A 13,660-nucleotide genomic window follows, 5' to 3' on the forward strand; every position below is an offset into this window, starting at 1 on the left:
AATACGAGCAAGGAGCCATTATAATGTATAAAAATATTATGCTAGCACTTGATGGGAGTAAGATATCTGACTCCTTAGTAGACGAAGTAATCAAACTAACTAAAGATCAGAGCGCTAATGTACGAATTATCCATGTTGTTGACGAAAGCTTTATTCGTTATGGTGGAGCCTCTTTTGACTATCTTTCAATTATTGCTGCTTGTAGGGAAGATGGAGAAAAGATATTAGATAATGCTGCAAAAAAAATAGCGAAGCTATCATCTCTCAAACCTGAGACATCCATTTTGGAATTAAAACCATTGCAGGGAAGAGTAGCCGAGGTAATTGTTGAAGCAGCAAAAGAATGGCCTGCTGATTTATTAATTATAGGCACGCACGGCCGACGTGGCTTTAGTCGTCTCTTTCTGGGTAGCGTGGCGGAGAATATTATTCGAATTGCCACAACACCAGTGCTTCTGGTGCGCAGTACTGATGCATAAAGCAAAAAGATAGAGTTTTTTATACTTTATACAAATTATTTGTTTAACAAACTACTAATTTGGCTGTAATAATTGTCTTGCTGGTGACTAATCTATCAAATGGCTTGTGTACACGCCCTAGATCAGGTCTTTACTTTTGCTTTTTCAGCCAAAAGTAAAGACCTGACCTAGGCGCGAGTACAACGATGATTATATAACCTAAAACATCCCATTATTATTTGCAGACTCATCAGGGATGGGTTGAATTACATCCCAATGTTCATAAATTTTATTGTCTTCCAGACGAAAAATATCAACGATTGCTCTTCCTTTAGTTCCAGGCTCGAGAACAGAATGGACATGTACAATGACATAATTTCCTTCAGCAAAAATTCGTTTTATTTCACTATGAGATTGTGGATAAGCAGTTTTCAGATAATTAATATAATTTTTTAATCCGATAACTCCATCTTGCGCCATTGGATTATGCTGAATGTACCAATCACCCAAATAAGGTTGTGCGCCATCAAAATCCTTTTCATTGAGGGCTTTTTGATAAAATTGGCTCACGATGTCTTTGTTGGTTTCCTGAATTGATTTTGCAAAGGTGGAAACGGAATTAATCAATAAACCACTGGCAACTAGTGATAAGAGTATTTTGTTCATTTATTTTCCTTGTTTGTTAAACAAAATTGATTATAAATGGCTTTAAAAATTAAAAAAGCGCATAATTTTGACCATATTCATCTAAAATTTAGATTAGTTAGGGATTTGGAAAACAATGACAAAAGTAACTCTTCAGCAATGGCGAGTATTGCAAACAGTAATTGATGAAGGAAGTTTTGCTAAAGCAGCAATTAAATTACATAAAAGCCAATCCAATATTAGTTATACAATTGCCAAACTTCAGGAAATGTTAGGGGTGCAGTTGCTCCAAATTGAAGGCCGGAAGGCGGTACTGACAGAGCAAGGTGCTGAAATCCTAAAACTATCGCGACAACTGCTCCGAAGTGCAAAAAATTTAGAGAATGCGGCACTCAATTTAAAATCAATCTATGAGAAGTCACTAAGAATTGCCATTGATGAGATTTTTCCCTCTACAATTTTACTGGCTGTATTACAACAGTTTAGTCAAGAAAATAAATATACTAAATTGATCATAAACCATGGACTTTTATCCGGTCCTAGTGATCAATTAATCAATGGGGAGGCTGAGTTGGCTATTATTTCAAAAATTCCAGAGGGATATACGGGTCATAAATTACTGGATATTGATTTCATTCCTTATGCACATAAAGACAGTCCCTTACATAAAACAACAGTAATTCTTGAGGATCTCTATGAAGAACGTTATATCATTGCTCAAGATTCTGGGCTGAAACAAAAACGAAATGAGGGTTGGTTAGGTTCGGAATTTCATTGGAAAGTGAGTACCTTGGAAATGAAAATTCAATGTGTTGCCCATGGAATTGGTTTTGGCTGGTTGCCTCAGCAAATTGTTGAGGCACGTAACTTGCCCATACTTCCGCTAAACATGGCAGAGAATAATATTAGGACCTATCCAGTTTATCTAGTGCATCATCAACCGCACAAAATAGGTCCTTCAGCAAAGCGTTTAATTGACTTATTTAAAGAACATACTACTCCTGTTAGTATTGCACCAAGATAGACAACTTCATCATCCATAAACCGCCTATATCTTATGCAGTTAGGATAAAATCGTACCTCAAAATCACAACTTGATATGGCAAAACGCTTTGGGTTTGATAATAAAAAAATCTTGACCTTCCCATCTGGTCACTCACCGAAACCCTATGAATTGGTGCAGGTATTAAATCAAATTTAATACCTCATTTACATAGTGCGAAAATCAAATACAACAAAATGGATTAAATTTAATATTAGGCTAACTTGATTAAAATGCCTCCTTAATTGGGTAGACTCTGCCCAAATTTAAGTATCAATAAAACTGTCTATAATATAATCAATCATGGATGATAATGGACTAATTATAATGGCAATTCAACTTCTTACGCGCTCTGAAATTGCAATGTTTTAGGCATCTTATAAACAAATAAAGGATGGGTTAAAAATCGAATTTATTCAAAAAATAGTGACACTATCCAAGGAGAAAAATTTGCAGCATTAGTCTAAATTTTCATGATAATCACATAAGCATTCATGGCTGGAGTAAATAAAGGAGAACTGCATGCTACGTACCATTGTTGACGGCATTATACGTGGTGCATTTAATATTCCCATCTTCTCCTTTAGGAGAAGATCAGACAAAATATTCTATAGTTATGGAAAATCAAACCTTTGATCTACGCTCGCAAAAACTGTTCCTTTAGGTCCTGCGACTTCACCACCCCTTTCACCAAACATTGTGGAACTGACCACTCCTAAGAAAGATGGGAGGAACAATAGCACAGCAGAAATAAACACCAAAGCTATTGGTGTTCCAATCGGAATTTGGGTTGGATTATCTTTGTGCTGTTTAAATTTCAAAATAGCACTGATAGAGAAACCTAAACCAGCTATATACGAACCAGCAGTAATTAATTTAGCCAGCTGTTCAAATGAATTTGTAATTTGTGAGGCCATTTGACCTAGAGTCAAGATATTTTCTGCAGCTGCATTTTTACTAACACAAATTAATAAACCGAAACAAGCAATACTGCATAGCCGAAACCAATTATTTGGCTTCTCTAAAACTTTATTATTATTCACCTGTACTCTCCAATTTAAAATTAATTAAAATCATAATTTCTGTCACGGCTACCCGAGATATTTTAAGCGTTTTACAAATATCATCAATACTCATTCCATGATTTTTATGCCTGCACTTAGCAGTTAATATCTTAGGGTTATCAAAGGCAATTTTTTATTTCAATTAATTTATATTGTTTTTTAAAGTAATGCCCATTTTCCATTGCCTAATAAAAATTCCTCTATTTCATTTAAAAATCGCTTCTTTCATTTATGGCTTCAAGTAAAGACTTTTTATCGGCAACAACCAGTTTAAAAATTTATTGACTTGTTCAGGGTTCTGGTTTACAAAAAAATAGGTTATATTTTATTTGAATAAGGAAAGGAAATGCCTAATTCTAGTTTAGACCAACCATTGTCATCTCTCCCATCAGGTCCAATCAACCCTATTCCGGATCATCATTCGGGCAGCACTTTTAACTTTGATTATTTATTAAATAATGGGAAAATTTACCTACGAACACAAACGCCTGAAGATCCCAAAACTTTAGTTCGCGGCGATATCGTTTCGCTCAAGGACGATCCTGATGCTCTTGGATGGAAACTTTTTGATGGTATAGGGATACCTTATAATAAAAATATGGAGTCGCTTCTTGCTTCTGAGGAGCAAATTGTTGAGATTGGTGTTGCAAGCGATATCGTGGTGGCAGTTTCGAATTTAGATCGTGTTTATCTTTTCAAACCAACTGAAAACAATAGGCCTCTTCACTGGGAAAATATAGTAGGCGCTCCCGATTATATAAGTAGTGACAAACTTTTTCTTCCTCACACTCGGCGAGCTTGGGCTTTTAGTTGCAGTGTACGCACTAAACCTGAAATAAGAAGAACCGACTTTATCCACCCAAATGAAATCGTTTCCTTCTTCAGTGATGCTAACGGAGTCCATTTCGATTTTGGATTTACACCAACCCTGTACGTGCTCGATAAGGATGGACTAAAAATAGTCTATTGGGATACAGGTTTACCCGCCAGTTTTTCAAGAGGATTTCTTGTTCCTCAGGGTACTCAAGGTCAGTCTATCAGTGCAGCTGGCTCCACTGTTTTTCTTTCTGCCATAGACTCAGAAGGAAAACTGCATTTGTTTACCCGCATGATTGACTATGAAATCAATGGTGCTTGTCCAGGATTGAAAGTAAATTATACAGATACTCCTGTCGTTGAGCCCCCCGATGGTCATGAAGGAAGTTTTTTTCTTGGACATGGCGTTCGTAAATTGCCTTTGCAAGGATGGGTGGAACACCCAGTAGATGATATACTCCCTAATATTACCCATAAGGTGTGTATTCGTTTGACAGGACAGGGCGATGATGCACGCGAATTAAGAATTCAAGGGAAAGATCCAGAATTAGGATGGGGTTATTATTTTAAAAATATATCCGAAACGAGCTGGAGGTTTCATCCTGAACCAGCGGCTGAACCAGCTAACCTTGCAGAAAACACAATAATTCCTTTTAATCCGGCTTTTCTTAACACATCAAAGCTATCTTATACGGGCAAATTGTATTATAGAAAATTGCCACATCTTCTAAGGATAGAAGACACTTCAGACATTACAATAGAACTTAAAGATTTTCATCCTTTTCAAACAGATGCCGAACCGTTTTCTTTGGTTATTCATCACCCTAACGAACCTTCTCAACATTTGAAAATTCACGCCGTGGATGCCTGGGGTTTGCATTACCATCATTACCACGATGAAGAGTTAATCGGAACAGTAGATGGAGAGCCTAAAGCGCTTATAGGAACACTTGTTCTAACCCCTGAACAAATAGAACTTACTCGAGATAGCAACTCCCACATTGGAGCCTATTTGAAGAATCATTTTTTAGATTATCAAGGAAAAACCAAAGCGATACCTATTATCGCAGATAATGGTATGGCTATTTTAAAATTTGGTCCGGCTAAATGCTGCTTTAAACGTTCATTGTCCGAAGAGGAAATCGCTTGTTCTTTTTACATGAGAAAAGTGATGGATCCCGAACTGGCAATTACGTCTGGCAGTCTGCAAGAATATGCTCATCTTCTTGATAAAAATAAAGATTGCCTACACGAAATAAAATCAATTTTTTCAGGGCGCCGAAAAGAAGACCGTCACTATGCACTACTCAATATTAATATGAGTTTTATTCGCCCTCTTGCGGAAGGAGTGTTCAAAGCAATTATCAAACCAGAAGATCCCACCTATGAACAAGCGGTAGAGGATCTTGCATTACTCTTAAATGCGCATAGAAAGGCTACTGGCTATTCAGGACTAGGAAGAACGCATGCCATCGGTTATGAGCAAGCTGTAGCTATTTTAAACGACCGTATAAAACAACTACACGAAATAGTAAGCCATGCTGAACATAGACCAGCAAGAACTTTAGGCTAAGAAGTGTGTAATTTTCTTCCTGTCTCAGCGTATATAGCTGCTGGCAGGAATCTATTTTATCAATTTACGTTAATTTATCAATTCTGACTCTATGAATCATTAAAACACCAAATTGCTGCTATAGAAGTAATTTTTAAATTTTTTTAAGCAATTTAAATGCATGAACTTATAAATCATCATTATTTACCGTCATAGAAGTAAATTTATTGTATTTTTGTTATAACATCACTCTAGAAACCTTTTATTTCATCATTTTTACTGCTATAAAAGTAATAAACCTTTAATTTATAATGTAAATATGCTCCCTAATGAGATCGCAAAAATAGTCCATTATTACCGCAAACAAAGCGGATTATCACAACTAGAACTAGCCAGATTAGCAGGCGTAGGCAAAACCGTTATATTTGATATTGAAAAAGGTAAAGAAACAGTGCAGTTAAATACATTATTAAAAGTACTGGATGTTTTGAATATCCGAATGAAATTCGAAACACCTTTTTCACAAACAACGGATGATAATTCATGAGAAAAGCATGCGTATTGGTTAATGGGACCAAAGCTGGGATTCTAGAAGAATTAAAAGATGAAAAATATCAATTTACTTACTTTAATGATTATCACGGGGCACCAGTTTCTCTGACAATGCCATTAACAAACAAGGTGTACGACTTCGATATATTTCCTCCGTTCTTTGAGGGTTTATTACCAGAAGGTATTATGCTTGAAGCGCTATTACGAAAATATAAAATCGATAGGAATGATTACTTTGGTCAATTGATGACAGTTGGACATGACGTTGTGGGTGCAGTTACTATTGAGGAACTAGAATGAAATACTGCCCTATTACTTATGAAATCATAAGTGACCAAGAAAGCTATTCACAACGTGGGTTACGATTACTTTCACCTCAATTAAAAAAACTTAGTCCATTAGAATTAAGTGCTAATGAGCAAAGACAAGAAGCACTCGACCGTGTAGGAAAAATGTCGATTCAAGGTGTTCAAAAGAAATTAAGCGCACAATTAAAAGTTAAGGCAGGATGTTTTGAAATCGTTGATCAAAATGGTCATTATATTTTAAAACCACAAAGTGACAACTTCCCTGAATTGCCAGAAAATGAAGCCATTACTATGTCATTAGCAAAAACTATTGGCCTCGAAGTACCAGTTCATGGTTTAGTGTATTCTAAAGACAACAGTATGACGTATTTCATTAAACGATTTGATCGAATAGGGCATAATAAAAAATTAGCAGTAGAAGATTTTGCACAGCTATCAGGCGAAGATCGCTATACAAAATATCAGAGCTCCATGGAAAAAGTGCTGGCTATCATAGAAAAATTTTGTACATTCCCCAAAATTGAATTCGTTAAACTATTCAAGCTGACACTATTTAACTTCCTCGTCGGCAATGAAGACATGCATTTAAAAAATTTCTCCCTAATTACAAAAGATAAAAAAATTTCTCTATCCCCTGCATATGATTTACTTAACTCAACCATCGCTTTAAAAAATGCCAAAGAAGAAATGGCTCTACCTTTAAGGGGTAGAAAAAACAATTTAACTAAACGTGATTTTTTTAAATATTTTGCTGTTGAACAACTCACATTAAACCAGAAGGTCATTGCCGGAATTATGCAAGAATTCCAACAAGTAATACCCAGATGGCGCCAACTGATTGGTTTCAGCTATTTGTCTCAGCAAATGCAAAAAAAATATCTCCAATTGCTAGATGAACGATGTGAGCGATTAGATTTATTTAATTAAGTTATCAATAATTTCTAAATAAAAGCATAAAATTACTGCCATAGAAGTAATTTTTGAAATTTTCAAGCATTTTAGATGCATAATTTTAAAAAATTATCATTAATTACTGCTTTAACAGTAAAATTATTGCATTTCCGATATACTTGCAAGCTCTTGGTCTTTTGGGTGATGTGGGCTTTAGTTTTTCTAATCGGTTTAATAGGGATAAACGTGTGTATTTAATTAAAAGGAATAATAATGTTAATAGGAGCATTTACATTTTTGGCTATCGCTATTCTCATGGCGATTTACTTATATAAGGGAACTAATCCTACGCTGACCCTTATTGCAAAAATTTTTCTTCATCTTTTAGTAGCTGCTTTTTTAATCTTATTAATTGCACATTTTTTTAGTGCCGTACCACCTGTTCCTGATGAAAAGAAAAATCTTCCTATATAAATGAAATAGCAATGGTTTCTTTACAGTGTGTTGGCCAATTGTCAACAGCTCGTTATTTGCATTATTAATCTACTATTTCTCGTTGATTATAAAAATCTCTAAGACGAACAATAGCAGTGAATGTTACCAACAGTGTAAATAAAAAAGCGAGGAAAACAAAAGCATGAGGCCATACCATCATTGCAATAAAGAAAGAAAAAGCTTCAGCACGCTCCATAAGTCCAGGGCTATAATGGAAACTTTTTTGAGAGTGATTCTCTGAAAAAATACCAACTACCAGAAAGCTGGTGATACACAAAAGCATGCTACCCAGCATCAATAAACACCACAATCCTCTTTCTAGAGGTGCAACACACCACAAAGCCAAAACAACCACCAACTCCACTAAGCGATCAATCATAATATCTAAAACCGATCCCCAGTTTGATGTTTGCTGACTAAAACGTGCCACTGTTCCGTCTAAAGTGTCGCAATATCCAGATAAGAGCAGTAAGCAAATTGCCAAAAACTCCTGATGAAACAGCAACGCCGGAAAAATAAGAAGGCCTAATATACCTGATAACAAGGTAATTTGATTAGGAGTTATGAAATAAGGCAAATGATTTGCTATTGGATTCACAAATATTTGCTGATAATGTTCTCTTACATGTTGTTCAATCATATAATTTACCCCAATTTTTGCAACCATCGAACCAGTGTCCGTGTTTTATTAGAAAATAATTTAGGTGTATAAAATGCTCCAGCAACTCGTTTACTTACTTCACTTAATGTAGGATAAGGAATGATTACGTCTGTAAATGTACGTAATGTCTTTCGTTCCCGAATTGCCATAATCCAAGGTAAAATAAGCTCGCCAGCATGAGGACCAACAATAGTAACACCTAAAATTTTTGCCTTTTTATTTGTAATAATTTTAATTTTTCCCTGTGTGTTTTGTCCGGTTTGTGCACGGTCATTTTCAGCAAAAGACCATTCCGTAATTTTTAGGTGCGGTTGTTTTAATGCATCAGCTACAAGCATGCCAACATGCGCTAATTCTGGTTCAGTATAAGTAACCCAAGGCACAGCACGAGAATCAACCTTAGAAGGCATTTTAAACACCACATTACGCAGAACGACTCCTGCCTGGTATTCTGCCATATGAGTGAATTGATAGGTCCCTATCACATCACCAATAGCATAAATTTTCTTATTACTGGTTTGCAAACGATCATTAACCTCAATACCTTTAGATGTGTATTTAATTCCTGCTTTATCTAAATTAAGACCGTCAACATTTGCTTGACGTCCAGTAGCAATCAGTAAATGGGTACCAGTAATTGTTATATGATTGTTTTGGTAATTAAAAGATACAGTAATATGAGCATCCAAATGAGATTTTATTGCCAACTCCTTAATTTGTTCGTAAATAGCAATATTCATCATTTTTGATTGACTACGAACGACTTCAACACAATCCACATCATCTTTAGGAAGAATATTGAATAGCTCTAATAAAGTCACTTCCGAGCCTAACATGGCAAAAGCTTGAGCTAATTCACATCCAATTGGTCCTCCGCCAATTACAATTAAATGTTTTGGCTTTTCTTTTATAGAAAATACAGTTTCATTAGTAAAATAAGGCACCTCATCCAATCCTGGAATGGCTGGTATCAAAGGAGAGGAGCCTGTTGCGATGACAAAATACTTACTTTGAATCACCATATTCCCTACTTGCAACGCATTCGCGCTTAGAAACTTCCCTGTATTTTGGATTACCTTTACTCCTAAAGCCTCAAAACGCTGCACTGAGTCATGCTCAGCAATATTGGCAATGACTTGATGCACATGCTTCATTACCTGATGAAAATCGAGATTTAATTCCTTACAACAAATGCCAAAGAGCTCTGCTTGTTTTGTGAAATAAAAAGCCTTTGCAGCAGCCAATAACGACTTGGAGGGAACACAACCATAATTCAAACAATCCCCTCCCATTTTGCCCGCTTCGAGCAATACAACCTTTAAACCCAATTGAGCACAACCCGAGGCAAGACTCAAGCCGCCTGCTCCACCGCCAATAATCGCCAAATCATAGCTTATGATTTGGCGATTATCTGTTGTGCTTTTATTAGCGTTGCCTTGCCGTTTATGATGATTGCGAGTAAAAAATTTATAGATTGGATGTATTAAAGAAAGAGCAGCTAATGCCAATAAAGGCCCTAATATTTGCGGTTCAAAAATAATATGAAGATTAGGTGTTTGATTGGCTGCAAATAGATGGCTTAAACCATTACCAAGCATAACATAAACGATAGAGCCAGGTATGATGCCAATAAAAGTTGCCATTATAAATGTCTTAGCATTCACGTTCAAAAGTGCAGGTACAATATTAACAACCCAAAAAGGAAAAATAGGAATTAAACGTAAAGTAAGCAAATAAGAAAAAGCATTATGTTGAAACCCTTCACGCATTCGTCCTACCCAGCCCGATGCTCTTTGAGCCAACCAGTCCCCCAAAGAAGTGCGCACAGCAAAAAAAAGAAGTGTGGAGCCTATTGTGGCACTTAGAACGACAAAGACAGCCCCCCAGAATATACCAAAAAGGAAGCCGCCAACCAAAGTAAGATACACTGCTCCAGGAAAAGAAATGGCAACAGAAAATATATAACACGCCACAAAAAGAACAGATGCACTCAAATAATGAGATTTGGTCCAAGAAATGAGCAAAGTACGGTTTTCTTGTAACATCTCAAAATTAAAATATTTATTCAAACGGAAAGTAAAGAAAAGGACCAATAATCCAATTAACATGATTAAAGGTAACCAGCGACGAATAATTGTTGTATTCATAAATGCCTTCCTTAGCGCCAGTATTTTAAATGTCGCTTCCTCAAATTTTAATCTGAAATGCAGAAGCGAGTTACTCAATAAGTATACAAATCAATAATTCTAATCTAATCGTGCCTTTTAATTTAAAAAAATCAACCATCATAGCCTATAAAGGATTTCCTTGATTATAAATGACCATCAAACTAAGAAACTCCTTTATTATGCGAATATTTAATGTTTGTTAACCTATAAATAAAAGGAAAAATTATATGAAATTATCAAAAATTTTAAGGTTAGCCATAGTATATACTATTCCTATAAAACAAGTTCATTAGCGAATACTTTCCAGATAAGTCAGAAAAATGGTTATTGGAACAATGCGATTGCGACAAGTTTCTTCAACCCCTAAAACCAAATTGATTTATTCTCAACGAAATACAACAAAAGCATTAGTAAAACTAATTATTTTCCAGTACATATAAGTATATTACAATCGTGTATAAAGACACTTTTCAATTGATTGAATGTATTAGAATCGTTTGAAAATCAGGCGAAGAGTCCATATAGGAGTGTCTAATCGAGATTGGCTTACAAGCGGAAGATGTTCGCAAGAATACACATTCCAGGTACTCTCTTAGAAATTGGAGTTTTCGATGAAACAAAATGTCTCCCATCTACCAAGAGAGCTCAGTCATATGGTTGCTTGGTCCCTTACTCGTTTAGGGAAGGCCATTGCAGAGATCTATGGAAAAGAAACATATGAAATAATTGAGCAAATTCGACTATCTATGCAAGACACGATTGGGAGTAACGCATTTGAACTTAGAAATGCACTTCTTAGTCTTCAACTGGAGCTTGCTAAACTTGACAGAAATCAGCTTTATCAAATCGCTCATGGATTTTCTCTCATGATGGAACTCATTAATGCCTGTGAAAGTGCTTACCGTATTTTTCGTATCAATCAAAGAAAAGAAAAAATCTATTCTGACAAGCCTCAGGGCATTCATTATGTTTTAACAGCACATCCAACCGAAGCTCGCACCAATGAATTTTTAAAACTTTTCAAAGCAATTCGTGACTACCTTGTCGAAGTTCTTAAATCTCCCTATCTGACGAATGAATCTCGCCTGGATCAAATGCTTAAAATCTCACTTCAAATTAATATTTCCTTTCATGAAAAACCAAGCGTAGAAGACGAAGCTCGATACATCTATCAATACGCACTCAATCCACTCAATATCAAACTTTATCATTCCTTTTTCATCAAAGGCATTCCTATTCAATTACGTACCTGGGTAGGAGGGGATAAAGATGGACATTCCGGCGTTAATGACAAAATCATGATTAAAAGTCTCGAGCTTTCTCGATCTTTTTTTATTGCCTACATTCAGGAGTGCCTAAAAGAAGTACTGGAAATTGTCAAACTCTCAACCGCATTAAAGGCAAACAAAATTTTGGCAAATCAGCTCAATCAGCTTATTAGAAAAACGCACGATCTTAGGAAAATAAAACCTAGGGATCATGAAAAAGTCTCTGCGTTCAAAAAAGAATTAACTGCGATACAGAAGGACACACTAAAGTTTTTAAATTTTAAACTCGAACAATTCTCCATTATTTCTAGCATTTTTCAGCTTTATCCCGCTTTAGTCATCCCCATAGAACTCAGAGAAGATTCAGCCGTTGTAAAAGAGAGTTTAACAAGCATAAAAAAAACTACGATCACCAATATGCTTGAAAAAGTCTATTCTATAACCCATGGGACTGATCCCAAAGACTATATACGAGGCTTTATTCTTAGCATGGTTGAATCTGCTGAGGATATAAAAAATGGAATTAAGTTGGTGAAACAAGTTTTTAGAAGTTACGCCCTACCTGTTGTACCTTTATTTGAAAATCAACTTGCTCTTACTAATGCTGATACAATTTTAAATAATTCAATCACTGAAGATATTAGACAGAAGCATCTTAAACAATGGGATGGCAACTATGAAGTCATGCTGGGTTATTCCGACTCCTCTAAAGAAAATGGCGTACTGCCTTCCCGAGTGATGATTGCTAAAAGCTTAAAAAGTATTCAGTCTACACTGGAAAGTAAGGGCCTTAGGCCCATTTTTTTTCATGGTTCAGGTGGCAGTATTGAGCGAGGAGGAGGGGATATCAAAGAGCAAACCGCTTCCTGGTCCAAGGAAATGATGGCAAATTATAAAGCCACCATCCAAGGAGAAATGGTTGCACGGCTCTTTGGTTCGGGCTCTATACTCAAAAGTCAGATTGACAAATTCATTGATATTTATTCACAACAAGATCAAAACACGGATAATGGTTATCCAAAGGAACTGTTATTGTTTTCCACAAAAGTCAGTCAAAAATATAAAGCGTTGATAAAGAGCGAATGGTTTTGGTCGACGATTGAACAAGCATCACCCTATCATTTTTTGAAGGATCTCAAGATTGGTTCTCGTCCAACCAAACGAAAATCAGGACCGGATCAAAGAAAGCTTCGTGCCATCCCATGGATTCTATGTTGGACTCAAACAAGACTTCTTTTCCCAACTTGGTGGGGTATTGGTTCCACTTGGCTAGAACTAAATAACCTTGAAAAAAATAAGCTTAAGGTTCTTTACAAAGAAAATGCTCTTTTTGCTTCCTTTATCAAACAATTAGGGGTAACTCTTTCTAAAGTTTACCTCCCTATCTGGGAACAGTACTTGTATCAATTAACTGGTTCCAATGAATATCTCAAACCTTTTCAATCAGAGTTAGAAGCAGCCATCCTATTCTTCTATCAAATAACGGGTGAGAAGGATTTTTGTTTTCATCAACCCTGGCTTGGAGAAAGTATTCAATTAAGATCAACTATGGTTCATCCTTTGAATCTCATTCAGATTGAAGCCATAAAAAGAAAGGATTTACCTCTTTTAGGAAAAACAGTTACAGGCATTTCTTGCGGCATGTTAACAACAGGATAATAGCGATATTTTTAATAAGTTCATAAATATTCTATCTTTATCCTATTTATGAACTTTCCATTTCAATCCCTTAGAATAGTC

The 13,660-nt window shown here is 35.8% G+C and carries 12 protein-coding genes; 8 read left to right on the plus strand and 4 right to left on the minus strand.

Translation table 11 applies throughout. The features are described 5' to 3' along the window. Positions 1–23 precede the first annotated feature (23 nt). Positions 24–479: a universal stress protein gene (locus Lsan_RS00710; RefSeq protein ID WP_058512625.1), complete on the plus strand. Its 456-nt coding sequence runs from the start codon at positions 24–26 to the stop codon at positions 477–479. Positions 480–677: 198 nt separating this feature from the next. Here Lsan_RS00710 and Lsan_RS00715 read toward each other — a convergent pair whose 3' ends face one another. Further along, a complete protein-coding gene (locus Lsan_RS00715) occupies positions 678–1,124 on the minus strand; it encodes a nuclear transport factor 2 family protein (RefSeq protein WP_058512626.1) in 447 nt (148 codons plus the stop codon). A gap of 115 nt (positions 1,125–1,239) precedes the next feature. Between Lsan_RS00715 and Lsan_RS00720 the strand changes: the two genes are divergently transcribed. Further along, on the plus strand, positions 1,240–2,127 hold the full coding sequence (locus Lsan_RS00720; RefSeq protein ID WP_058512627.1) for a LysR family transcriptional regulator: 888 nt from the start codon (positions 1,240–1,242) through the stop codon (positions 2,125–2,127). A 632-nt stretch (positions 2,128–2,759) separates the two neighbouring features. On the opposite strand, the gene Lsan_RS00725 is transcribed toward Lsan_RS00720, so the two are convergent. Continuing rightward, entirely contained in the window at positions 2,760–3,188 is a 429-nt protein-coding gene (locus tag Lsan_RS00725; RefSeq protein ID WP_058512628.1) for a hypothetical protein, read from the minus strand. 367 nt (positions 3,189–3,555) lie between these two features. Between Lsan_RS00725 and Lsan_RS00730 the strand changes: the two genes are divergently transcribed. The 5 genes from Lsan_RS00730 to Lsan_RS00750 all read left to right on the plus strand — a co-directional run bounded on the left by Lsan_RS00730 (position 3,556) and on the right by Lsan_RS00750 (position 7,802). Beyond that, positions 3,556–5,598 carry a hypothetical protein gene (locus tag Lsan_RS00730; RefSeq protein WP_058512629.1) on the plus strand — a complete coding sequence of 681 codons (2,043 nt, stop codon included), beginning with the start codon at positions 3,556–3,558 and terminating at the stop codon, positions 5,596–5,598. A 298-nt stretch (positions 5,599–5,896) separates the two neighbouring features. Then, positions 5,897–6,124: a helix-turn-helix transcriptional regulator gene (locus Lsan_RS00735; protein ID WP_058512630.1), complete on the plus strand. Its 228-nt coding sequence runs from the start codon at positions 5,897–5,899 to the stop codon at positions 6,122–6,124. Further along, positions 6,121–6,429: a HipA N-terminal domain-containing protein gene (locus tag Lsan_RS00740; RefSeq protein ID WP_058512631.1), complete on the plus strand. Its 309-nt coding sequence runs from the start codon at positions 6,121–6,123 to the stop codon at positions 6,427–6,429. Before Lsan_RS00735 ends, Lsan_RS00740 begins: the two co-directional genes overlap by 4 nt. Next, positions 6,426–7,364, plus strand: a complete 939-nt coding sequence (locus Lsan_RS00745; RefSeq protein WP_058512632.1) for a HipA domain-containing protein — start codon at positions 6,426–6,428, stop codon at positions 7,362–7,364. Before Lsan_RS00740 ends, Lsan_RS00745 begins: the two co-directional genes overlap by 4 nt. Before the next feature lie 237 nt (positions 7,365–7,601). Next, entirely contained in the window at positions 7,602–7,802 is a 201-nt protein-coding gene (locus tag Lsan_RS00750; RefSeq protein WP_058512633.1) for a hypothetical protein, read from the plus strand. Between the two features lie 64 nt (positions 7,803–7,866). Here Lsan_RS00750 and Lsan_RS00755 read toward each other — a convergent pair whose 3' ends face one another. Next, positions 7,867–8,490, minus strand: a complete 624-nt coding sequence (locus Lsan_RS00755; RefSeq protein ID WP_237762001.1) for a CDP-alcohol phosphatidyltransferase family protein — start codon at positions 8,488–8,490, stop codon at positions 7,867–7,869. Continuing rightward, the gene (locus tag Lsan_RS00760) at positions 8,469–10,631 is read right to left on the minus strand and encodes an FAD-dependent oxidoreductase (protein WP_083505057.1); all 2,163 of its coding nucleotides are present in this window, start codon (positions 10,629–10,631) and stop codon (positions 8,469–8,471) included. The genes Lsan_RS00755 and Lsan_RS00760 overlap by 22 nt, the downstream gene beginning before the upstream one ends. Before the next feature lie 632 nt (positions 10,632–11,263). Between Lsan_RS00760 and Lsan_RS00765 the strand changes: the two genes are divergently transcribed. Next, complete coding sequence (locus Lsan_RS00765; RefSeq protein ID WP_058512634.1) at positions 11,264–13,579, plus strand: phosphoenolpyruvate carboxylase; 2,316 nt, start codon at positions 11,264–11,266, stop codon at positions 13,577–13,579. The last annotated feature ends 81 nt before the right edge of the window (positions 13,580–13,660 follow it).

Origin of the sequence: Legionella santicrucis (assembly GCF_001468135.1) — a bacterium.
Taxonomy (GTDB): domain Bacteria; phylum Pseudomonadota; class Gammaproteobacteria; order Legionellales; family Legionellaceae; genus Legionella; species Legionella santicrucis.

Excerpts from the sequence above, each read along its gene's own strand:
- Lsan_RS00715 (WP_058512626.1), bottom strand. The coding sequence starts at position 1,124 with ATGAACAAAATACTCTTATCACTAGTTGCCAGTGGTTTATTGATTAAT.
- Lsan_RS00730 (WP_058512629.1), top strand. The coding sequence starts at position 3,556 with ATGCCTAATTCTAGTTTAGACCAACCATTGTCATCTCTCCCATCAGGT.
- Lsan_RS00745 (WP_058512632.1), top strand. The coding sequence starts at position 6,426 with ATGAAATACTGCCCTATTACTTATGAAATCATAAGTGACCAAGAAAGC.
- Lsan_RS00735 (WP_058512630.1), top strand. The coding sequence starts at position 5,897 with ATGCTCCCTAATGAGATCGCAAAAATAGTCCATTATTACCGCAAACAA.
- Lsan_RS00710 (WP_058512625.1), top strand. The coding sequence starts at position 24 with ATGTATAAAAATATTATGCTAGCACTTGATGGGAGTAAGATATCTGAC.
- Lsan_RS00750 (WP_058512633.1), top strand. The coding sequence starts at position 7,602 with ATGTTAATAGGAGCATTTACATTTTTGGCTATCGCTATTCTCATGGCG.
- Lsan_RS00760 (WP_083505057.1), bottom strand. The coding sequence starts at position 10,631 with ATGAATACAACAATTATTCGTCGCTGGTTACCTTTAATCATGTTAATT.
- Lsan_RS00740 (WP_058512631.1), top strand. The coding sequence starts at position 6,121 with ATGAGAAAAGCATGCGTATTGGTTAATGGGACCAAAGCTGGGATTCTA.
- Lsan_RS00765 (WP_058512634.1), top strand. The coding sequence starts at position 11,264 with ATGAAACAAAATGTCTCCCATCTACCAAGAGAGCTCAGTCATATGGTT.
- Lsan_RS00720 (WP_058512627.1), top strand. The coding sequence starts at position 1,240 with ATGACAAAAGTAACTCTTCAGCAATGGCGAGTATTGCAAACAGTAATT.
- Lsan_RS00755 (WP_237762001.1), bottom strand. The coding sequence starts at position 8,490 with ATGGTTGCAAAAATTGGGGTAAATTATATGATTGAACAACATGTAAGA.